Source organism: Pseudomonas sp. HMSC063H08 (assembly GCF_001813645.1).
Classification (GTDB): Bacteria; Pseudomonadota; Gammaproteobacteria; order Pseudomonadales; family Pseudomonadaceae; genus Pseudomonas; species Pseudomonas aeruginosa.
On sequence record NZ_KV813429.1, the window covers coordinates 58,746 to 78,817 of the forward strand.

Genomic DNA, 20,072 nt, shown 5'->3' on the forward strand with positions numbered 1-20,072 from the left:
CAGATCGTGGCTGCCCGGCTGGCCCCTGTTCCTTAGTGGAACTGGTTCATGGTGTTGTCTTTGCCGCTGGCCTTCAGAGCGGCTTCGCCTGCGAAGTACTCTTTATGGTTGTCGCCGATGTCGGAGCCCGCCATGTTCTGGTGCTTGACGCAGGCGATGCCCTGGCGCAGTTCCTGGCGCTGCACGCCCTTCACGTAGGCCAGCATGCCTTCGTCGGCGAAGTAGCCCTTGGCCAGGTTGTCGGTGGACAGCGCGGCGGTGTGGTAGGTCGGCAGGGTGATCAGGTGGTGGAAGATGCCGGCGTGGGCCGAGCCATCGCGCTGGAAGGTGCGGATCTTCTCGTCGGCGACCTTGGCCAGCTCGGTGTCGTCGTACTCGACGCTCATCAGCTTGTTGCGGTCGTAGGCGGAAACGTCCTTGCCTTCGGCGACGAACGCATCGAACACCTGCTGGCGGAAGTTCAGGGTCCAGTTGAAGGACGGGCTGTTGTTGTAGACCAGCTTGGCGTTCGGAATCACTTCGCGGATGCGATCGACCATTGCCTTGATCTGGCCGACGTGCGGCTTCTCGGTTTCGATCCAGAGCAGGTCGGCGCCGTTCTGCAGCGACGTGATGCAGTCCAGGACGCAGCGATCTTCGCCGGTGCCCTTGCGGAACTGGAACAGGTTGGAAGCCAGGCGCTTCGGACGCAGCAGCTTGCCTTCGCGCTTGATCACGACGTCGCCGTTGCCCAGCTCGGCCTCGGAGATCTCTTCGCAATCCAGGAAGGAGTTGTACAGGTCGCCCAGGTCGCCCGGCTCGTTGGTCACGGCGATCTGCTTGGTCAGGCCGGCGCCCAGGGAGTCGGTACGGGCGACGATCACGCCATCGTCCACGCCCAGCTCGAGGAAGGCGTAGCGTACGGCATTGATCTTGGCGAGGAAGTCGATGTGCGGAACGGTGACCTTGCCGTCCTGGTGGCCGCACTGCTTCTCGTCGGACACCTGGTTCTCGATCTGGATGCAGCAGGCGCCGGCTTCGATCATCTTCTTGGCCAGCAGGTAGGTCGCCTCGGCGTTGCCGAAGCCGGCGTCGATGTCGGCGATGATCGGCACCACGTGGGTTTCGAAGTTGTCGATCTGGGCCAGCAGCTCGGCTTCCTTGGCCTTGTCGCCAGCGGCGCGGGCAGCGTCCAGGCCGGTGAACAGCAGGTCCAGCTCGCGGGCGTCAGCCTGGCGCAGGAAGGTGTACAGCTCTTCGATCAGGCCGGAAACCGCGGTTTTCTCGTGCATGGACTGGTCCGGCAGCGGGCCGAAGTCGGAGCGCAGCGCGGCGACCATCCAACCGGACAGGTAGAGGTAGCGCTTGTTGGTGGTCTTCAGGTGCTTCTTGATCGAGATCAGCTTCTGCTGCCCGATGAAGCCGTGCCAGCAACCCAGCGACTGGGTGTAGACGGAGGAGTCCGCATCGTATTCGGCCATGTCCTTGCGCATGATGGCCGCGGTGTACTTGGCGATATCCAGGCCGGTCTTGAAGCGGTTCTGGATACGCATGCGAGCTGCGTACTCGGGGTTGATCGCGCTCCAGCTGCTGCCGTTCTTCTCTTTCAGCGCGGCAACTGCCTTGATCTCGTTCTGATATGCGGACATGGTCAATCCTTCAAGAAATGTATTGGTTGAGCACCGACTGACCCACTCAAAACCTGCTGGTGAAGGTTGTCTTGCGGGTGGCTCACCGCTGCATGGCGAGAGAATGACCGTGGCGAAGAATGACGCCGAGGAGGGGGTGGAGACGAACAGTTCGCGGACCGTGCTTCTCGACTGGCTCAAGTGCCGTTCGGCTCGTGGTTGCCGGTGGGCGACTCGCTGTCGAGTCTTTCGATCTGGCTGATACGTAAACGCTTCCCCGTCCCTCAGGACAACTTCGTTCCAGTCGCAATCTCGTCAAGCCGCCTTGTGGGCAGATCAACACGGTGGAGGCCGAGGGCGTATCGGCGCAGGCACCGGGAGCTCGTCGTTTCAGAGCCCCTGATTAGCGGGAGCGGGGCCATCATGCTCTGGAAAAAATCCGTCGTCAAACGTTTTGTAGTGTTTTTTCAAGACTACTACACGAAGGTCTAAGAGTGACCGGATGGTCTTGTCTGGTCGAGATGTTTCCGTTTGCATCGAAAATGCCCGCAAGAGCCCGCGCCCCGCGGCTTTGCCGGAGCGGGAGGCAATTCGCGCTGGAAAGAGCGCCGTCGGTCAGTCGAGGGTTTCGACTTTCAGGCGCAGGCTGGTGTCGTCGCGTCCCTGGGTCGAGTAGCGACGCACGAAGCCGCGCTGGTCGGCCTGGTTCTGTTCGCTGACGCCGCCCAGGGTGATCCACTCGCCGAGCTTGCCGCTGACCCGGGTGTCGGTGCTCTGGGTATCGATGACGCCGGGATGGCTCTGGCTGAGGCGGTCATTGCTGGAGCTGATGGTGACGTGCACCAGGTTGCCGGTCAGCGTCGCGGTGACGTAGAAGCCGCGGTTGACGTTGCGGTATTCGGTCTGGCTGTAGATCTGCCCGTAGGGACCGGTGGCGGTGCTGGTGATGGGGACGCTCTGGCCGACCTGGATCAGCGCCGGGTAGCCCTCGGTGGCCTGGACCTGCTGGCTGCCGCCGGAACGGCTGTCGGTGGAGCGACGGATGATGCGGACTCGATCCTTGCCGTTGACCTCGCCGCGGCCGCTCTGGATCTCGATGTTGCCGGCGCTGGCCGAACCATACACCGAATAGCCGCGGCTGTCCTGTTGCAGGTTCTCGCTGGTATCCACGGTGATCAGCAGGCGATGCGGGCGCGAGTCGATCTGCTGCAGGACCGATTGCAACTCGCGGATCTTCGCCGGCTCGGCATTGACGATCAACTGGTTGCCATAGGCGGTGACCTTGCCTTCGCTGCCGATGACCGACTGGGCCACCGCCATCACGTCGTCGGCGGTGCGGTAGTTGAGCGGGATCACTTCGGTGCGCGGGGCGGCCGAGGCGCCGAGAACGACTGTCGCCAACAGCGAGGAGAGCAGGGTGGTGCGCAACAGGGTCACAGGAGGAAGCTCCGCAGGTCCGGGTCGGAAAGACTGGTGTCCCAGGCCTGCTCGAAGCGGGCCTGGAGTTGACGCACCCGCCCGGCGGCACGGTAGCAGGCGTAGCCCGCCGGTTGCGCCGGTTTCGGGCGCAGCAGCAGGCCCTGGTCGTCGGCCAGGAGGAAGGCGTCGTCCTCTTTAGGGTAGTCCGGGTTGAGCCGGCGGATCAGGCAGTTGCTCGACAGGCGGCGCGAAAGGTTGATCAGGCGGTGGCCGTTGCGCACGGCCTGGGCGCTGTCGCCAACGAGGATACGCAGGCGATTGCGTGGATTGGCCAGGAGAAAACGGGTGCAGGCTTCCTGGATGCTGCTGTGGTGATAGAGCCAGCTTTCCAGGTCGGGACTGTGCAGGCAGAGCGAGCGGCGGGCCTGCTGCAGGAGGGCCAGGGCATGGGCGCGGGCTTCCTGCGGATGCTCGAAGCGCTCCAGCGGCTCATGTTCGCCGAGGCGGAATGGCGCTGGTTCCCAGCGTTCCGCGGGTGGTGCGGCGCTTGCCGGGTTGCGTACCGCAAAGCGCCCCGGAGAGCTGAATTCGATGGCCGGCAGGTCGGCCGGCGAGGTCTCCGGGGCGTCGCTCATCGGGCCTCAGTCGCTGTCGCGAACCATGTCGACATGGGGCAGGCCGGCGTCGAGGAACTCGCCGCTGTCGACCTTGAAGCCCAGTCGCTCGTAGAAGGGAATGGCATAGACCTGCGCGGTCAGCAGTTGGCGCTTCAGGCCGCGTCGCTCGGCTTCCTCGATGGCCGCGCGCATCAGCGCGTCGCCGACCTTCAGGCCGCGCCAGTCCTTGAGTACCGAGACCCTGCCGATGTGCCCGTCGCCCAGCAGGCGCGCGGTGCCGATCGCGTATTCGCCTTCATAGGCGAGAAAATGCACGGCTTCGTCGTCTTCGGCGTCCCACTCCAGTTCCGGCGGAACCGACTGTTCGGCAATGAAGACCGCTTCGCGGATGCGGCGCAGTTCGGCATTGTCCTTCTGCCAGTCGGCTACGCGTACGCGGATCTTATTCATCTGCAAACTCCAAACTGCCCTGTTTGACCAACTCCGCCAACAGCTTACGCGCATCGTCGTCGGCCAGCCATTGGCCGAGGTTTTCCAGATGCAACGCATCGGCCGAGCAGACCAGCTTCAGCAGTTCCTTGAGCTGGCCGGGCAGGAGTACGCTCTGGCCGCTGGCGAACAGCACCAGGCCGATGTCGATCTCGCTCCAGGCCAGGCGGGCGCTGGGGTTGCGCACCAGCAGCGCGCCATCCTCGAGGGCGCCGAATAGCTCCTCTTCGGGGATATCCTCGCCGGCAACCAGTTCAGGATAGCGCGGCTCGGTCATGAACTGGCCGAACCAGGTCAGCAGCAGGCGCTCGTCGCTCATGTGCTCCTGGATCAGGCCCTGCAGGCGCTCCAGAGCGTCGCGCTGGATCTGGTGCGGATCGTCGCCTACCGGTTGCAGGCCGGCATCGGTGTAGCGCTCCTCGTCGGAGAGGAACTGGCCGAGGAAGTCGGTGAAATGGGTCAGCACTTCGGCGGCGCTGGGCGCGCGGAAGCCGATCGAGTAGGTCATGCACTCGTCTTCGGCAATGCCGTAGTGGGCGAGGCGCGGGGGCAGGTAGAGCATGTCGCCGGGCTCCAGGACCCACTCGTCGCTCTGTTCGAAGTCGGCGAGGATGCGCAGGTCGGCGTGCTCGCGCAGCGGGCTGTCGCTGCTGCACATCTGTCCGACTTTCCAGCGCCGGCGTCCGTGGCCCTGAAGCAGGAATACGTCGTAGTTGTCGAAGTGCGGACCGACGCCGCCGCCGGGAGCGGCGTAGCTGATCATCACGTCGTCGATCCGCCAGCTGGGCAGGAAGCGGAATTGCTCCAGCAGTTGGGCGACTTCCGGGACGAACTGGTCGACCGCCTGCACCAGCAGGGTCCAGTCCTGTTCCGGCAGGTGCTGGTAGTCCTCCTCCTGGAACGGGCCACGGCGCATTTCCCACGGGGTTTTCCCGTGTTCGAGGACGATGCGCGATTCCACCGACTCCTCCAGCGACAGCCCGGCCAGCTCGTCGGCGGACAGCGGGCTTTCGAAGTCCGGGATCGCCTGGCGGACCAGCAGCGGTTTGCGCTGCCAGTAGTCGCGGAGGAATTCGGCAGCGGTCAGTCCGCCCAGAAGTTGCAGGGGAGTATCAGCATTCATGGTTAAGTCCTTGAAACAAAAACGCCCGGCGCAGCCGGGCGTGCAAAAGGGTTGCGTGCTCAGATGCGCTTGGCCTGGGCGGCGGCATTGCCGACGTAGCCGGCCGGGGTCAGCTTCTTCAGCTCGACCTTGGCCTCGGCGGGAATCGCCAGCTCTTCGATGAAAGTCTGCAAGGCTTCGGCGCTGATGCCTTTGCCGCGGGTCAGTTCCTTCAGCTTCTCGTAGGGGTTTTCCACACCATAGCGACGCATCACGGTCTGCACCGGCTCGGCGAGGACTTCCCAGCAGGCGTCCAGGTCCTCGGCGATGCGCTGGGCGTTCAGCTCCAGCTTGCCGATGCCCTTCAGGCTGGCCTCGTAGGCGATGACGCTGTGGGCGATGCCGACACCGAGGTTGCGCAGCACGGTGGAGTCGGTCAGGTCGCGCTGCCAGCGCGAGATCGGCAGCTTGCTGGCCAGGTGCTGGAACAGCGCGTTGGCGATGCCGAGGTTGCCCTCGGAGTTCTCGAAGTCGATCGGGTTGACCTTGTGCGGCATGGTCGAGGAGCCGATCTCGCCGGCCACGGTCTTCTGCTTGAAATAGCCGAGGGAGATGTAGCCCCAGACGTCGCGGTCGAAGTCGATGAGGATGGTGTTGAAGCGGGCGATCGCATCGAACAGCTCGGCGATGTAGTCGTGCGGCTCGATCTGGGTGGTGTAGGGGTTGAAGGTCAGGCCGAGGTCGCCTTCGATGAACTGGCGGGCGTTGGCTTCCCAGTCGACTTCGGGATAGGCGGACAGGTGGGCGTTGTAGTTGCCCACGGCGCCGTTGATCTTGCCCAGCAACTCGATGCCGGCGACCTGCTTGATCTGCCGCTCCAGGCGGTAGACGACGTTGGCCAGTTCCTTGCCCAGGGTGGTCGGCGAGGCGGGCTGGCCGTGGGTGCGGGAGAGCATCGGCACGTCGGCGAATTTCACCGCCAGTTCGCGGATGGCCTCGGCGATCTGGCGCATCAGCGGCAGCAGCACGCTGTCGCGACCCTCGCGGAGCATCAGGGCGTGGGACAGGTTGTTGATGTCCTCGGAGGTGCAGGCGAAGTGGATGAACTCGCTGACCGCGGCCAGCTCCGGGAGCTTGGCGGCCTGTTCCTTGAGCAGGTACTCCACGGCTTTCACGTCGTGGTTGGTGGTGCGCTCGATTTCCTTGATGCGTTCGGCGTGTTCCAGCTGGAAGTCGCTGGCCAGGCTGTCGAGCAGGGCGTTGGCTTCGGCGGAGAACGGCGCGACCTCGGGAATCCCGGCGTGGGCGGCGAGGCGCTGCAGCCAGCGGACTTCCACCATGACGCGGAAACGGATCAGGCCGTATTCGCTGAAGATCGGACGCAGGCTGCTGGTTTTGCCGGCATAGCGGCCATCGACGGGGGATACCGCGGTGAGCGAGGAAAGCTGCATGAGACGTTCTCGTGGCTGGAAGTCAACGAAAAAGGGGCGCATATCATACATGAAAGGTGCGCCCCGGTGGGGCATTCAGCGGGGCCTTTCGGCGGGGCGGTTGCCCAGCAGGGGGATCAGGCTGGCGGCGAAGATCAGGGCGGCGCCGAGCAGCGACGTGTGGCTGGGCAGTTCGTCCCAGCGCAGCCAGGCGATCACCCCAGCGAAAACGATGGCCATGTAGGCGATCGGTCCGATCACTCCCGGGGAGGCCAGGGCATAGGCCTGCGACATGGTCAGTTGGCCGAGGCTGGCGAACAGTCCGGCGCCGAGCAGCAGGAGCAGTTCCTGGCCGTTCAGCGGCTGCCAGGCCCAGGCCAGCGGCACGGCGGAGAACAGGGTGCCGAACAGGGCGAAGTAGAAGACGATGCGATAGGCCGGCTCGCTGTCGCTCATTTCGCGGATCGAGACGAAGGCACAGGCGGCCATCAGGCTGGAGGCGATGCCGACCAGGGCGATCGGCGCCACTACCGCGCCGCTGGGCCTGGCCACCAGCAGCACGCCGAGGAAGCCGACCAGGGTGGCGACCATCATGCGGCGGGTCAGCGGCTCCTTGATCCACAGGTGTGCGATCAGCGGCGTGAACACCGGCGCGGCATAGCTGAACAGCATGGCGTCGGTCAGCGGTAGGTGGGCGAGGGCGTAGAAGTAGCAGTACATGCCGCCCAGGCCGTAGGTGGTGCGCAGCAGGTGCGATAGCGGGCGGCGGGTGCGCAGCGGGCCGATGCCGCGAGTCAGCGCCAGGGGCAGGAAGAACAGCACGCCGACGAGGTTGCGGAAGAACACCACGGTTTCGTTGTTGACGGTGCTGGAGGCCTCGCGGATCAGGCCGCCCATCAGGGCGAAGAACAGCGCCGAAAGAGCCAGCATGGCGGCGCCCTGGGTCGGGCTGTTGCGCCGTTGCGGCTGGCTCCCGGCCATGGCTAGCCGCGCAGCAGGGGATAGAGTTCGTTGAGTAGCCGGCGCCGGCTGAACACCATCTGCCAGCGGCTGCCGCCCAGTTGCCGCCAGAGCCGCGCCGAGCGGATGCCGGCGAGCAGCAGGGCGCGGATCCGCGCGGCGTTGCTGCTGACCTGCAGATGGCGCATGTCGCCGTGTACCTGGATGCGCTGGCGGAAGGTGCTGAGGGTGTCCTGGTAGATGCTGGCGAACGATGCGATGACGTTCTCGTGGACCAGGCCGAAGTGCTGGACCTGCTGTTCGACCTGGTCGAGGCGCTGGCCGATCAGGTCGAGCATGTCGCCGCGCTTGTCCAGTTGCCGTTCCAGGGTCAGCATCGCCAGGGCGTAGCGCAGCGGTTCGCGCTGCAGGCTGCCGGGCTTGCGCTCCAGGGCGCTGGCCAGGGCCTTGAAGCCGTCGCGCAGGTTGAGGCTGTCGCCACCGTAGACGTCCAGGGTGCTGGCCGGGTTGCGCGCCAGCAGGCTGCCGAGCATGCAGCCCAGCGGGGCTTCGCTGATCTGCCCGGTGCGTGCCAGCTTGTCGACCAGGGCTGCGGATTCGAAGACGGCGCCGAGGGCAATCAGTTGCTGTCGCGGATCGCTCACGGGCGTCCTCCGAAATCCCAGGCTTCCGCCGTTTCGATCACGCCGCCGCCGAGGCAGACGTCGCCGTCGTAGAACACCACCGATTGCCCCGGGGTCACTGCGCGCTGCGGTTCGTCGAACACCGCGCGGTAGCCTTCGGCGGTTTTCTCCAGGACGCAGTCCTGGTCGCTCTGCCGGTAGCGCACCTTGGCCCGCAGGCGGCGCGGCCGCTCCAGTTCGACCGGGTTGACCCAGTAGATTCGCGAGGCCAGCAGGGCGCGGGAGAACAGCAGCGGGTGGTCGTTGCCCTGGCCGACCAGCAGCACGTTGCGTTGCAGGTCCTTGCCGAGCACGTACCAGGGATCGTCGCCGGCTTCCTTGAGACCGCCGATGCCGAGGCCCTGGCGCTGGCCGATGGTGTGGTACATCAGGCCGCTGTGGCGACCGATGACCTTGCCTTCGGTGGTCTCGATGTCGCCCGGTTGGGCCGGCAGGTACTGCTTGAGGAAATCGGTGAAGCGTCGCTCGCCAATGAAGCAGATGCCCGTGGAGTCCTTCTTCTTCGCCGTGGCGAGGCCATGCTTCTCGGCGATGGCGCGGACTTCCGGCTTCTCCAGTTCGCCGACGGGGAACAGGCTGCGGGCGATCTGCTCGCCGCCCACCGCGTGCAGGAAGTAGCTCTGGTCCTTGTTCGGGTCCAGGCCCTTGAGCAGCTCGGTGCGCCCGTCGCGGTCGCGGCGCCGCACATAGTGGCCGGTGGCGATCAGGTCCGCGCCGAGCATCAGCGCGTAGTCGAGGAACGCTTTGAACTTGATTTCGCGGTTGCAGAGGATGTCCGGGTTCGGCGTACGGCCTGCCTTGTACTCGGCAAGGAAATGCTCGAACACGTTATCCCAGTATTCCGCGGCGAAGTTCGCCGTGTGCAGCTTGATGCCGATCCGGTCGCAGACGGCCTGGGCGTCGGCCAGGTCCTCGCGGGCGGTACAGTATTCGGTGCCGTCGTCCTCGTCCCAGTTCTTCATGAACAGGCCTTCGACCTGATAGCCCTGCTGCAACAGGAGCAGGGCGGAGACGGACGAGTCGACGCCGCCGGACATGCCGACGATCACGCGCTCGCGGCGTGGGGTGGGGGCGGATTCAGACATAGCGATCAGGCGTCACGGGCGAATTCGTAAAACGCGGATTCTATCAGGCCTGGGGCAGGGAGGGCGACACGTGGGTGTCGCGGATCAGCGCCAGGGGATAGCGGCCGCCGGCCAGGTAGTCGTCGATGCAGCGCAGCACCAGGTGGCTGCGCCAGCGCTGCGGCTGGGCGGCCAGTTCGTCGCGGGTCAGCCAGCGCGGGCCGATGATGCCGTCGTCGAGGGCGCGTTCGGGATGGTGGCGCACGGGGCGGGCGGCGAAGCATACGCGCTGGTAGGTGACGCCGTTGGACGGGGCGGTGTACAGGTAGATGCCGGTGACGGCGCTCAGCTCGACCTCCCAGCCGGTTTCCTCGAGGGTTTCGCGCAGGGCGGCCTCGAGCAGGCTTTCGGCGGGCTCCAGGTGCCCGGCGGGCTGGTTCAGCACCTCGCGGCCGTCGGCCTGTTCCTCGACCAGCAGGAAGCGGCCCTGGTCCTCGACGATGGTCGCTACGGTGACATGGGGATGCCAGCTCATGGATGTCTCCTCGGTACGGAAAAGGCCTCGATAAAAAGAAACCCCGAGCGTAGGCCCGGGGTTTCTGCTTCGTCAGCGTGACGCCATCAGGCCAGGCTGTCGATCGCTGCGTTGAAGGTGGCGCTGGGGCGCATCACCTTGCTGGTCAGCTCCGGGTTGGAGCGATAGTAGCCGCCGATCTCGGCCGGCTTGCCCTGGACCGCATTGAGTTCGGCGACGATGGTCGCTTCCTGCTCGGTCAGGGCCTTGGCCAGCGGTGCGAAGTGCGCTTTCAGTTCGGCGTCTTCGTCCTGGGCGGCCAGGGCCTGGGCCCAGTACATCGCCAGGTAGAAGTGGCTGCCGCGGTTGTCGATGTCGCCGACCTTGCGCGACGGCGACTTGTTGTTGTCCAGCAGCTTGCCGGTGGCTTCGTCCAGCGCCTTGCCGAGCAGCTTGGCCTTGGCGTTGCCGGTCTTGATCCCGGTTTCCTCCAGGGACACGGCCAGGGCCAGGAACTCGCCCAGGGAGTCCCAGCGCAGGTAGTTCTCTTCCACCAGTTGCTGGACGTGCTTGGGTGCCGAGCCGCCGGCGCCGGTTTCGTACATGCCGCCGCCCGCCATCAGCGGAACGATGGAGAGCATCTTGGCCGAGGTGCCCAGTTCCATGATCGGGAACAGGTCGGTCAGGTAGTCGCGCAGGACGTTGCCGGTCACCGAGATGGTGTCCTTGCCGCGGATCAGGCGTTCCATGCTGACGCGAATGGCCTCGTTGTAGCCCATGATGCTGATGTCGAGGCCGGTCAGGTCGTGGTCCTTGAGGTACAGCTCGACCTTCTTGCGCAGTTCGCGGTCGTGGGCGCGCTCCGGGTCCAGCCAGAAGATCGCCGGGGTGTCGGACTGGCGGGCGCGGGTGACGGCCAGCTTGACCCAGTCGCGGATCGGCGCGTCCTTGGTCTGGCAGGCGCGCCAGATGTCGCCGGTCTCCACCTCGTGCTGCATCAGCACGCTGCCGTCGGCCAGGACCACGCGCATGGTGCCGTCGGCGGTCATTTCGAAGGTCTTGTCGTGGGAGCCGTATTCCTCGGCCTTCTGCGCCATCAGGCCGACGTTCGGCACGCTGCCCATGGTGGTCGGGTCGAAGGCGCCGTTGGTCTTGCAGAAGTTGATCATCTCCTGGTAGATGCGGGCGTAGGTGCTTTCCGGCATTACCGCCTTGGTGTCTTTCTGCTTGCCGTCCTTGCCCCACATCTGGCCGGAGTTGCGGATCATCGCCGGCATCGAGGCGTCGACGATGACGTCGCTCGGAATGTGCAGGTTGGTGATGCCTTTCACGGAGTCGACCATCGCCATTTCCGGGCGGTGGCTGTACACCTCGTGGATGTCGTGGAGGATCTCTTCCTGCTGGGAGGCGGGCAGCGACTTGATCTTGTCGTAGACGCTGGAGATACCGTTGTTCGGGTTCACGCCGAGCTCTTCGAAGAGTTGGCCCCACTTGTCGAAGACGTCCTTGTAGTAGACGCTCACCGCATGTCCGAAGACGATCGGGTGGGAAATCTTCATCATGGTCGCCTTGACGTGCAGGGACCACATGACGCCGGTTTCCTTGCAGTCCTGCAGGGTCTTCTCGAAGAAGTCGCGCAGCTTGCCGCAGCTCATGAACATGCTGTCGAGCACTTCGCCTTCCTGCAGGCTCAGTTGCTTCTTGACCTCGACCTTGCCGTCCTTGCCGACGAACTCGATGCGCACGTCACCGGCCTTGGCCATGGTGATGGACTGTTCGCTGGAGAAGAAGTCGCCGCCGCGCATGTAGTCGGCGTGGGAGCGCGAGGCCATGCTCCACTTGCCCATGGAGTGCGGGTGCTTGCGGGCGTAGGCCTTCACCGCGGCAGGCGCGCGACGGTCGGAGTTGCCTTCGCGCAGGACCGGGTTCACGGCGCTGCCGAGGATCTTCGCGTAGCGTGCGCGAACCTCTTTCTCTTCGTCGGTCTGCGGGTCTTCCGGGAAGTCGGGAACCTTGTAGCCCAGGCCCTGCAGCTCGGCGATCGCGCCTTTCAGCTGGGGCACCGAGGCGCTGATGTTGGGCAGCTTGATGATATTGGCGTCGGGCGAGGTGGCCAGGACCGCCAGGCGGGCGAGGTCGTCTTCGATACGCTGGTCGGCTTCGAGGCGGTCGGCGAAGTTGGCCAGGATGCGTCCTGCAAGAGAGATGTCGCTGGTCTCGACGTCGATGCCGGCGGAAGCGGCAAAGGCCTTGACGATGGGGAGGAGCGAGTAGGTGGCGAGCGCGGGTGCTTCGTCGGTGAAGGTGTAGGTGATCTTCGAGCGGATGGACATCTACGGTAACTCTCTTTTTTGCTGGGCGCGCACAGAGTCTCGATACGCGTTGGTGGACGCGATGCCTTCGCTCAACATCGGGTTGAATCGAAATCGAGATATGCCGCGGGATATAGGGGCGCCAGTAGAGCGTTGTACGGCGGGCTCATGGTGGCGAACCCGACGCTGCGAGGGGAGAGGGTCTGGTCCCAGACTGCTCGGACCTCGATGACTGCGAAGTCATGGCGCGCAGTATACCACCCTCTCGCCGGGCTGATGCGCTCGCCTGTTTAGACTAAGGAAGATGTGGTTTCCGGGCGGACAACTGGGCTACCCTAGAAGGCTGCAACAGGGTTTTAACCACAACACGGAGTTCAGCATGGGATACCAAAAGATCCAGGTGCCGGCGACCGGTGACAAAATCACTGTGAATGCCGACATGTCCTTGAGCGTACCGAAGAACCCGATCATCCCGTTCATCGAGGGTGATGGCATCGGCGTCGATATCAGCCCGGTCATGATCAAGGTTGTCGACGCTGCAGTGGAAAAAGCATACAAGGGCGAGCGCAAGATCGCCTGGATGGAAGTCTACGCCGGCGAGAAGGCCACCCAGGTCTATGACCAGGACACCTGGCTGCCCCAGGAAACCCTGGACGCCGTGCGCGACTACGTGGTTTCCATCAAGGGCCCGCTGACCACCCCGGTCGGTGGCGGCATCCGCTCCCTGAACGTGGCCCTGCGCCAGCAACTCGATCTCTACGTCTGCCAGCGGCCGGTACGCTGGTTCGAAGGCGTGCCCAGCCCGGTGAAGAAGCCTGGCGACGTGGACATGGTGATCTTCCGCGAGAACTCCGAGGACATCTATGCCGGCGTCGAGTGGAAGGCCGGTTCGCCGGAGGCGGAGAAGGTTATCAAGTTCCTCACCGAGGAAATGGGCGTCAAGAAGATCCGCTTCACCGAGAACTGCGGCATCGGCATCAAGCCGGTTTCCCAGGAAGGCACCAAGCGCCTGGTGCGCAAGGCCCTGCAATACGCCGTCGACAACGACCGCAGTTCGGTGACCCTGGTGCACAAGGGCAACATCATGAAGTTCACCGAGGGTGCCTTCAAGGATTGGGGCTACGAAGTCGCGCGCGATGAATTCGGCGCCGAGCTGCTGGACGGCGGTCCGTGGATGCAGTTCAAGAATCCGAAGACCGGCAAGAACGTCGTGGTCAAGGACGTGATCGCCGACGCCATGTTGCAGCAGATCCTGCTGCGCCCCGCCGAGTACGACGTGATCGCCACCCTGAACCTGAACGGCGACTATCTCTCCGACGCCCTGGCGGCCGAGGTCGGCGGCATCGGCATCGCGCCCGGCGCCAACCTGTCCGATTCGGTGGCCATGTTCGAGGCGACCCACGGCACCGCGCCGAAGTACGCCGGCCAGGACAAGGTCAACCCGGGTTCGCTGATCCTCTCCGCGGAGATGATGCTGCGCCACATGGGCTGGACCGAGGCGGCCGACCTGATCATCAAGGGCACCAACGGGGCGATCGCCGCCAAGACCGTGACCTATGACTTCGAACGCCTGATGGACGGCGCGACCCTGCTGTCCTGCTCGGAGTTCGGCGACGCGATGATCGCCAAGATGTAGGAAGGGCTAGCGCCCGAACGAGAAAAAGGCCGGTTCGCACCGGCCTTTTTCATTTCCGCATCCGCGTTGGGGTCAGGCTTCGATGGGCGTCGCCTGCGGCTCTTCCTGCGGGGCGGGGGCGGAGGGTGCGGCGGTTGTCGCGGTGGCGGGGCTGATGTTGATGGCATGCAGTCCCTTCGGTCCCTGGATGATCTCGAAATTGACCGGCTGGCCCGCCTTGAGTGTCTTGTAACCGTCCATCTGAATGGCCGAGTAATGGGCGAACAGGTCCTCATCTCGGCCCTCGGCCAGGATGAACCCGTAGCCCTTGGCGTTGTTGAACCACTTGACCTTACCGCTGAGCATGCTCATATCCCTCTGCAAAGGACTCCAACGCTGGAGTATCATCCACTACGATCCCGCGTCCGACCTGGGTCGAGACGGGTGCGGAACCCCTGATACCCTGTAGGGGTATTCCATTGTTTGTAACACCCTTTTGCAGTTAGTCAAGGCGCTGAACCATACGCCTGAGAAACGGATCAACATCATGTCGGTCCATAACTTTCCAGAAAGGCAAAGCTTTTTTTCCTCATGCATGCACCTAGCCAGATTCGACTAACATTCAATCAGGACCATCCCGAGCCTCATGAACACGAGGACGAAGGGGCGGGGCTCGCGGTACAGGAGTCGAAGCCTGTATTACAGCCGCCACCGTTGTATAAGGTGGTACTGTTCAACGACGATTACACGCCGATGGACTTTGTTGTTGAAGTGCTGGAAGTGTTCTTCAACATGGACCGGGAAAAAGCCACCAAGATCATGTTGACGGTACATACTCAGGGTAAGGCGGTCTGCGGCTTGTTTACCCGGGACGTGGCCGAAACCAAGGCGATGCAGGTCAATCAGTATGCACGGGAGAGCCAGCATCCATTGCTCTGCGAGATAGAGAAAGACAGTTGATCGGATGTTTGGGAGCGAGGTGAAGCCATGTTGAATCGAGAGCTCGAAGTCACCCTCAATCTCGCCTTCAAGGAGGCGAGGGCCAAACGCCATGAATTCATGACGGTTGAGCACCTGCTGCTGGCCTTGCTGGACAATGAGGCGGCGGCAACGGTATTGCGTGCGTGCGGTGCCAACCTGGACAAGCTGCGGCGCGACCTGCAGGAATTCATCGATTCCACCACGCCGCTGATCCCGCAGCACGACGACGAGCGCGAAACCCAGCCGACGCTGGGCTTCCAGCGCGTCCTGCAGCGTGCGGTGTTCCACGTGCAGAGTTCCGGCAAGCGCGAAGTGACCGGGGCCAATGTCCTGGTGGCGATCTTCAGCGAACAGGAAAGCCAGGCGGTGTTCCTGCTCAAGCAGCAGAGCATCGCGCGTATCGATGTGGTGAACTACATCGCCCACGGCATCTCCAAGGTGCCCGGGCATGCCGAACATCCGCAGGATGGGGAGCAGGATATGCAGGATGAGGAAGGTGGCGAGTCGGCCACGTCCAACCATCCGCTGGACGCCTATGCCAGCAACCTCAACGAACTGGCTCGCCAGGGGCGGATCGACCCGCTGGTGGGGCGCGAGCATGAAGTCGAGCGGGTGGCGCAGATCCTTGCCCGCCGGCGCAAGAACAACCCGCTGCTGGTAGGCGAGGCGGGGGTCGGCAAGACTGCCATCGCCGAAGGCCTGGCCAAGCGCATCGTCGATGGCCAGGTGCCGGACCTGCTGGCCGACAGCGTGGTCTACTCCCTCGACCTGGGTGCCTTGCTCGCGGGTACCAAGTACCGCGGCGACTTCGAGAAGCGCTTCAAGGCCTTGCTCAACGAGTTGCGCAAGCGCCCGCACGCGGTGCTGTTCATCGACGAGATCCATACCATCATCGGCGCCGGTGCGGCATCCGGCGGGGTAATGGACGCCTCCAACCTGCTCAAGCCGGTCTTGTCCTCGGGCGAGATCCGCTGCATCGGCTCGACCACCTTCCAGGAGTTCCGCGGCATCTTCGAGAAGGACCGGGCCTTGGCGCGGCGCTTCCAGAAGGTCGACGTGACCGAGCCGTCGGTGGAAGATACCTATGGCATCCTCAAGGGCCTCAAGGGGCGCTTCGAGCAGCATCACCACATCGAGTACAGCGACGAGGCGCTGCGCGCCGCGGCCGAGCTGGCGGCGCGCTATATCAACGACCGGCACATGCCGGACAAGGCCATCGACGTCATCGACGAGGCGGGCGCCTACCAGCGCCTGCAGCCGGAAGAGAAGCGCGTGAAGCGCATCGAGGTGGCGCAGGTCGAGGATATCGTGGCGAAGATCGCGCGGATCCCGCCGAAACACGTCACCACCTCCGACAAGGAGTTGCTGCGCAACCTCGAGCGCGACCTCAAGCTGACCGTGTTCGGCCAGGACGACGCCATCGAGTCGCTGTCCACGGCGATCAAGCTGTCCCGGGCCGGGCTCAAGGCGCCGGACAAGCCGGTCGGCTCGTTCCTCTTCGCCGGTCCCACCGGCGTGGGCAAGACCGAGGTGGCGCGGCAGTTGGCGAAGGCCTTGGGCGTGGAGCTGGTGCGCTTCGACATGTCCGAGTACATGGAGCGGCATACCGTGTCGCGGCTGATCGGTGCGCCTCCGGGCTACGTCGGCTTCGACCAGGGCGGCCTGCTCACCGAGGCGATCACCAAGACCCCGCACTGCGTGTTGCTGCTCGACGAGATCGAGAAGGCTCACCCGGAGGTCTTCAACCTGCTGCTGCAGGTGATGGACCACGGCACCCTGACCGACAACAACGGGCGCAAGGCGGACTTCCGCAACATCATCCTGATCATGACCACCAACGCCGGCGCGGAAGTGGCGGCGCGCGCGTCGATCGGCTTCAACCAGCAGGATCACACCACCGATGCGATGGAAGTGATCAAGAAGAGCTTCACCCCGGAGTTCCGCAACCGCCTGGATACCATCATCCAGTTCGGCCGCCTGAGCACCGAGACGATCAAGAGCGTGGTCGACAAGTTCCTCACCGAGCTGCAGGCGCAGCTGGAGGACAAGCGCGTCCAGCTCGAGGTCAGCGATGCGGCGCGCGGCTGGCTGGCGGAGAAGGGCTACGACGTGCAGATGGGTGCGCGACCGATGGCGCGGCTTATCCAGGACAAGATCAAGCGGCCGTTGGCCGAGGAGATCCTGTTCGGCGAGCTGGCCGAGCATGGCGGCCTGGTGCATGTCGACCTGAAGGGCGACGAGCTGGCCTTCGAGTTCGAGATCACGGCGGCGGAGCCCGCCTGATCCGAGCGCGGCAACGAAAACGCCCGGCAGATGCCGGGCGTTTTCTTTTGCAATCGGCGAGCCGCAGCGGCTCGTGTCGACTCAGCGGGCGCGGTAGGTGATGCGGCCCTTGCTCAGGTCGTAGGGCGTCAGTTCCACGCGGACCTTGTCGCCGGTGAGGATGCGGATGTAGTTCTTGCGCATTTTGCCGGAGATGTGCGCGGTGACGACGTGCCCATTTTCCAACTCCACACGGAACATGGTGTTGGGCAGGGTGTCGACGACAGTACCTTCCATTTCGAAGCTGTCTTCTTTCGACATGCAGTAGAGCCCTCGGTATCTATGGGTGGCCCTTTCAATGAGAGGTGGGCCGTGAAAAGCGGCGTGCATTGTGCCAGAAAATCGACAATAGCGCCACACGGCTATCAGGTGAGGGCGACCCAGCGCTGGTTGACGAACAGTTCGATGGGCCGGTACTGGGTCTTGTAGTTCATCTTGCGGCAATTCTTGATCCAGTAGCCCAGGTAGACGGCCTGCAGGCCCAGGCGTTCGGTCTCGGCGATCTGCCAGAGGATCGCGTAGCGTCCCAGGCTGCGCTGCTCTTCGTCGGGATCGTAGAAGGTATAGACGGCCGAGAGTCCGTTCGGCAGCACGTCCGTCACGGCTATGGCCAGCAGGCGGCCATGCAGGCGGAACTCGAAGAAGCAGCAGAAGGGCAGGTCGCGGACCAGGAAGGTGGCGAACTGGTCGCGGCTGGGCGGATACATGTCGCCGTCGGCGTGGCGTTGCTCGATGTAGCGCCGATAGAGGTCGTAGTACTCCTCGTTGAAGCTCGGTCGCTTGCGGATCACCTGCAGTTCCGCATTGCGCTTGAGGATGCGCCGCTGCTGGCGGTTCGGGCTGAAGTCGGCGACCGGTATGCGCGCGGCGATGCAGGCGGTGCAATGCTGGCAGTGCGGACGATAGAGATGGTCGCCGCTACGGCGGAAGCCGACTTCCGACAGCGAGGCGTACAGCTGCGTGTCCATGGGCTGGCTGGGATCGAGGAACAGGGTGGTTGCCTGCTCCTCGGGCAGGTAGCTGCACGGGTGCGGTTGCGTCGCGTAGAACTTCAGTCGGGCGAGTTCGGTCATGGTGAACTCCAGCAGGGACCCATAAGCAAGTTTATGCCAGGCACGGAAACTCGCCTAAAAATCCAGGTCGCCGGTAGGAGGCTGGTCGCGATAGCGTTGCAGGTAGTCGGCGAATTCCCCCCGGCTGATGGCGCGGGCGCCCAGGCTGTGCAGGTGGCGGGTCGGCATCTGGCAGTCGATGAGGACGAAGCCGGCGTCGCGCAGATGGCGGACCAGCGTGACGAAGCCGACCTTGGAAGCGTTGTCGGCGCGGCTGAACATCGATTCGCCGAAGAACAGCCTGCCCATGGCCAGGCCGTAGAGGCCGCCGACCAGTTGTCGCTCCTGCCAGACTTCCACGGAGTGGGCAATTCCGCGCAGGTGCAGCTCCTGGTAGGCCAGTTGCATCGGCGTGGTGATCCAGGTGCCGTCGGCGTAGTCACGCGGCGCGGCACAAGCCTGGATCACCGCCCGGAAGTCATGGTTGAAAGTGACTTCGAAGCGTTGCTGGCGCAGGCACTTGGCCAGGCTGCGGGAAACGTGCAGTTCGTCGGGGAACAGGACGGTGCGCGGGTCGGGCGACCACCAGAGGATCGGCTGGCCATCCTGGTACCAGGGGAAGCAGCCGTGGCGATAGGCTGCGACCAGGCGTTGCGGATTGAGGTCGCCTCCGGCCGCGAGCAGCCCGTTGGGCTCCTGCAGGGCCTTGTCGAGGGGCGGAAAGTCGAAGTCGGTGCGGGAAAGCCAGGTCAGCATGGCGGGGTAGGGGAGGGCGGGCCTCCCCCGGGTCCGATCAATGGTCGTCGAGGTATTTTTCGGCATCCAGCGCGGCCATGCAGCCGGCGCCGGCGGAAGTGATGGCCTGGCGGTAGACGTGGTCGGCCACGTCGCCGGCGGCGAACACGCCTTCGATGCTGGTCTGGGTGGCGTTGCCTTCGCTGCCGCCGTGGATCCGCAGGTAGCCGTCGCGCATTTCCAGTTGGCCCTGGAACAGGTCGGTGTTCGGCTTGTGGCCGATGGCGATGAACACGCCGGCCAGCGACAGTTCGCTGGTGCTGCCGTCGATGGTGCTCTTCAGGCGTACGCCGGTGACGCCGCTGGCGTCGCCCAGCACCTCGTCCAGGGTGGTGTTCCAGTGCAGGCGCACGTTGCCGTTCTCGGCCTTGTCGAACAGCTTGTCCTGGAGGATTTTCTCCGAACGCAGCTTGTCGCGACGGTGGATCAGGTGGACTTCCTTGGCGATGTTGGCCAGGTACAGCGCTTCCTCGACGGCGGTATTGCCGCCGCCGACCACGCAGACCACCTGGTTGCGGTAGAAGAAGCCGTCGCAGGTGGCGCAGGCGGAAACGCCCTTGCCCATGAAGGCTTCTTCCGACGACATGCCCAGGTATTGCGCGGAGGCACCGGTGGCAATGATCAATGCATCGCAGGTATAAGTGCCACTATCGCCCTTCAGTGTGAAGGGGCGCTGTTGCAACTCGGCGGTGTGGATGTGGTCGTAGACGATCTCGGTGTCGAAACGCTCGGCGTGCTGCTGCATGCGGGTCATCAGCGCCGGGCCGGTAAGGCCTTCGACGTCGCCCGGCCAGTTGTCGACTTCGGTGGTGGTGGTCAGCTGGCCGCCTGGCTGGATGCCGGTGATCACCACTGGCTTGAGATTGGCGCGTGCGGCGTACACGGCGGCGGTATAGCCGGCCGGACCGGAGCCCAGGATGATGAGGCGCGAATGCTTGACTTCACTCATAAAAAGACTCCATAAGCCTTTGTCACATAAGAAAATGCGTGCTCCAATGGAGCCGCCTGAAGAGTTCTGCCGGCTATGCTACACCTATCCGCAAAAGGCCGGCAAAACCCCGGGGCCGGGATCAGCCACGCACGGATTGCCGCTGATTTCGGGTGTGATTT

Annotated in this window: 19 protein-coding genes; 3 read left to right on the plus strand and 16 right to left on the minus strand. The window is 64.2% G+C overall.

The window, feature by feature from the left end; translation table 11 throughout:
• Positions 1-32 precede the first annotated feature (32 nt).
• The 11 genes from HMPREF2924_RS12290 to HMPREF2924_RS12340 form a co-directional block, all read right to left on the minus strand.
• On the minus strand, positions 33-1,628 hold the full coding sequence (locus tag HMPREF2924_RS12290) for an isocitrate lyase (protein ID WP_003090447.1): 1,596 nt from the start codon (positions 1,626-1,628) through the stop codon (positions 33-35).
• A gap of 594 nt (positions 1,629-2,222) precedes the next feature.
• Positions 2,223-3,044 (minus strand): secretin N-terminal domain-containing protein, encoded by an 822-nt coding sequence (locus HMPREF2924_RS12295; RefSeq protein WP_003131110.1) that lies wholly within the window; start codon positions 3,042-3,044, stop codon positions 2,223-2,225.
• Positions 3,041-3,661: a DUF7931 domain-containing protein gene (locus HMPREF2924_RS12300; RefSeq protein WP_003131112.1), complete on the minus strand. Its 621-nt coding sequence runs from the start codon at positions 3,659-3,661 to the stop codon at positions 3,041-3,043. Before HMPREF2924_RS12300 ends, HMPREF2924_RS12295 begins: the two co-directional genes overlap by 4 nt.
• A 6-nt stretch (positions 3,662-3,667) precedes the next feature.
• Positions 3,668-4,093 carry a GNAT family N-acetyltransferase gene (locus HMPREF2924_RS12305; protein ID WP_003090444.1) on the minus strand — a complete coding sequence of 142 codons (426 nt, stop codon included), beginning with the start codon at positions 4,091-4,093 and terminating at the stop codon, positions 3,668-3,670.
• Positions 4,086-5,255 (minus strand): ribosomal protein uL16 3-hydroxylase, encoded by a 1,170-nt coding sequence (locus HMPREF2924_RS12310; protein ID WP_003090443.1) that lies wholly within the window; start codon positions 5,253-5,255, stop codon positions 4,086-4,088. The genes HMPREF2924_RS12305 and HMPREF2924_RS12310 overlap by 8 nt, the downstream gene beginning before the upstream one ends.
• A gap of 59 nt (positions 5,256-5,314) precedes the next feature.
• On the minus strand, positions 5,315-6,685 hold the full coding sequence (purB, locus tag HMPREF2924_RS12315) for an adenylosuccinate lyase (RefSeq protein WP_003090442.1): 1,371 nt from the start codon (positions 6,683-6,685) through the stop codon (positions 5,315-5,317).
• A gap of 75 nt (positions 6,686-6,760) precedes the next feature.
• Positions 6,761-7,645, minus strand: a complete 885-nt coding sequence (locus HMPREF2924_RS12320) for a DMT family transporter (RefSeq protein WP_003090441.1) — start codon at positions 7,643-7,645, stop codon at positions 6,761-6,763.
• Positions 7,646-7,647: 2 nt separating this feature from the next.
• Positions 7,648-8,268, minus strand: coding sequence for a high frequency lysogenization protein HflD (gene hflD, locus HMPREF2924_RS12325; protein WP_003090440.1), 621 nt, complete (start codon positions 8,266-8,268; stop codon positions 7,648-7,650).
• On the minus strand, positions 8,265-9,392 hold the full coding sequence (mnmA, locus tag HMPREF2924_RS12330) for a tRNA 2-thiouridine(34) synthase MnmA (RefSeq protein ID WP_003131114.1): 1,128 nt from the start codon (positions 9,390-9,392) through the stop codon (positions 8,265-8,267). The genes hflD and mnmA overlap by 4 nt, the downstream gene beginning before the upstream one ends.
• Before the next feature lie 43 nt (positions 9,393-9,435).
• A complete protein-coding gene (locus HMPREF2924_RS12335; RefSeq protein ID WP_003097654.1) occupies positions 9,436-9,906 on the minus strand; it encodes an NUDIX hydrolase in 471 nt (156 codons plus the stop codon).
• A gap of 86 nt (positions 9,907-9,992) precedes the next feature.
• The gene (locus HMPREF2924_RS12340) at positions 9,993-12,218 is read right to left on the minus strand and encodes an NADP-dependent isocitrate dehydrogenase (protein WP_003122606.1); all 2,226 of its coding nucleotides are present in this window, start codon (positions 12,216-12,218) and stop codon (positions 9,993-9,995) included.
• A 358-nt stretch (positions 12,219-12,576) separates the two neighbouring features.
• Between HMPREF2924_RS12340 and icd the strand changes: the two genes are divergently transcribed.
• Positions 12,577-13,833: an NADP-dependent isocitrate dehydrogenase gene (icd, locus tag HMPREF2924_RS12345; protein WP_003090436.1), complete on the plus strand. Its 1,257-nt coding sequence runs from the start codon at positions 12,577-12,579 to the stop codon at positions 13,831-13,833.
• A gap of 72 nt (positions 13,834-13,905) precedes the next feature.
• Here the strand turns inward: icd and cspD are convergent, their stop codons facing one another.
• Entirely contained in the window at positions 13,906-14,178 is a 273-nt protein-coding gene (gene cspD, locus HMPREF2924_RS12350; RefSeq protein ID WP_003090435.1) for a cold shock domain-containing protein CspD, read from the minus strand.
• Between the two features lie 225 nt (positions 14,179-14,403).
• On the opposite strand from cspD, the gene clpS reads away from it, so the two are divergent.
• Together clpS and clpA are read left to right on the plus strand one after the other, a co-directional pair.
• Positions 14,404-14,772, plus strand: coding sequence for an ATP-dependent Clp protease adapter ClpS (gene clpS / locus HMPREF2924_RS12355; RefSeq protein WP_003097649.1), 369 nt, complete (start codon positions 14,404-14,406; stop codon positions 14,770-14,772).
• A gap of 27 nt (positions 14,773-14,799) precedes the next feature.
• Positions 14,800-17,076 carry an ATP-dependent Clp protease ATP-binding subunit ClpA gene (gene clpA, locus HMPREF2924_RS12360; RefSeq protein ID WP_003090432.1) on the plus strand — a complete coding sequence of 759 codons (2,277 nt, stop codon included), beginning with the start codon at positions 14,800-14,802 and terminating at the stop codon, positions 17,074-17,076.
• Between the two features lie 81 nt (positions 17,077-17,157).
• Here clpA and infA read toward each other — a convergent pair whose 3' ends face one another.
• From infA to trxB, 4 genes are all read right to left on the minus strand, one after another.
• Complete coding sequence (gene infA / locus HMPREF2924_RS12365; RefSeq protein WP_002553999.1) at positions 17,158-17,376, minus strand: translation initiation factor IF-1; 219 nt, start codon at positions 17,374-17,376, stop codon at positions 17,158-17,160.
• A gap of 104 nt (positions 17,377-17,480) precedes the next feature.
• Positions 17,481-18,188 carry an arginyltransferase gene (locus tag HMPREF2924_RS12370; RefSeq protein WP_003108766.1) on the minus strand — a complete coding sequence of 236 codons (708 nt, stop codon included), beginning with the start codon at positions 18,186-18,188 and terminating at the stop codon, positions 17,481-17,483.
• 54 nt (positions 18,189-18,242) lie between these two features.
• Positions 18,243-18,923 carry a leucyl/phenylalanyl-tRNA--protein transferase gene (gene aat, locus HMPREF2924_RS12375; protein ID WP_003131120.1) on the minus strand — a complete coding sequence of 227 codons (681 nt, stop codon included), beginning with the start codon at positions 18,921-18,923 and terminating at the stop codon, positions 18,243-18,245.
• A gap of 37 nt (positions 18,924-18,960) precedes the next feature.
• Positions 18,961-19,911 carry a thioredoxin-disulfide reductase gene (trxB, locus tag HMPREF2924_RS12380; RefSeq protein WP_003090421.1) on the minus strand — a complete coding sequence of 317 codons (951 nt, stop codon included), beginning with the start codon at positions 19,909-19,911 and terminating at the stop codon, positions 18,961-18,963.
• Positions 19,912-20,072 lie beyond the last annotated feature (161 nt).

Bases quoted from the DNA above. Each gene is read 5' to 3' on its own strand.
- HMPREF2924_RS12290 (WP_003090447.1), bottom strand. From the start codon at position 1,628: ATGTCCGCATATCAGAACGAGATCAAGGCAGTTGCCGCGCTGAAAGAG.
- HMPREF2924_RS12300 (WP_003131112.1), bottom strand. From the start codon at position 3,661: ATGAGCGACGCCCCGGAGACCTCGCCGGCCGACCTGCCGGCCATCGAA.
- HMPREF2924_RS12305 (WP_003090444.1), bottom strand. From the start codon at position 4,093: ATGAATAAGATCCGCGTACGCGTAGCCGACTGGCAGAAGGACAATGCC.
- HMPREF2924_RS12310 (WP_003090443.1), bottom strand. From the start codon at position 5,255: ATGAATGCTGATACTCCCCTGCAACTTCTGGGCGGACTGACCGCTGCC.
- purB (WP_003090442.1), bottom strand. From the start codon at position 6,685: ATGCAGCTTTCCTCGCTCACCGCGGTATCCCCCGTCGATGGCCGCTAT.
- HMPREF2924_RS12320 (WP_003090441.1), bottom strand. From the start codon at position 7,645: ATGGCCGGGAGCCAGCCGCAACGGCGCAACAGCCCGACCCAGGGCGCC.
- mnmA (WP_003131114.1), bottom strand. From the start codon at position 9,392: ATGTCTGAATCCGCCCCCACCCCACGCCGCGAGCGCGTGATCGTCGGC.
- HMPREF2924_RS12335 (WP_003097654.1), bottom strand. From the start codon at position 9,906: ATGAGCTGGCATCCCCATGTCACCGTAGCGACCATCGTCGAGGACCAG.
- HMPREF2924_RS12340 (WP_003122606.1), bottom strand. From the start codon at position 12,218: ATGTCCATCCGCTCGAAGATCACCTACACCTTCACCGACGAAGCACCC.
- icd (WP_003090436.1), top strand. From the start codon at position 12,577: ATGGGATACCAAAAGATCCAGGTGCCGGCGACCGGTGACAAAATCACT.
- cspD (WP_003090435.1), bottom strand. From the start codon at position 14,178: ATGCTCAGCGGTAAGGTCAAGTGGTTCAACAACGCCAAGGGCTACGGG.
- clpS (WP_003097649.1), top strand. From the start codon at position 14,404: ATGCATGCACCTAGCCAGATTCGACTAACATTCAATCAGGACCATCCC.
- clpA (WP_003090432.1), top strand. From the start codon at position 14,800: ATGTTGAATCGAGAGCTCGAAGTCACCCTCAATCTCGCCTTCAAGGAG.
- infA (WP_002553999.1), bottom strand. From the start codon at position 17,376: ATGTCGAAAGAAGACAGCTTCGAAATGGAAGGTACTGTCGTCGACACC.
- HMPREF2924_RS12370 (WP_003108766.1), bottom strand. From the start codon at position 18,188: ATGACCGAACTCGCCCGACTGAAGTTCTACGCGACGCAACCGCACCCG.
- aat (WP_003131120.1), bottom strand. From the start codon at position 18,923: ATGCTGACCTGGCTTTCCCGCACCGACTTCGACTTTCCGCCCCTCGAC.
- trxB (WP_003090421.1), bottom strand. From the start codon at position 19,911: ATGAGTGAAGTCAAGCATTCGCGCCTCATCATCCTGGGCTCCGGTCCG.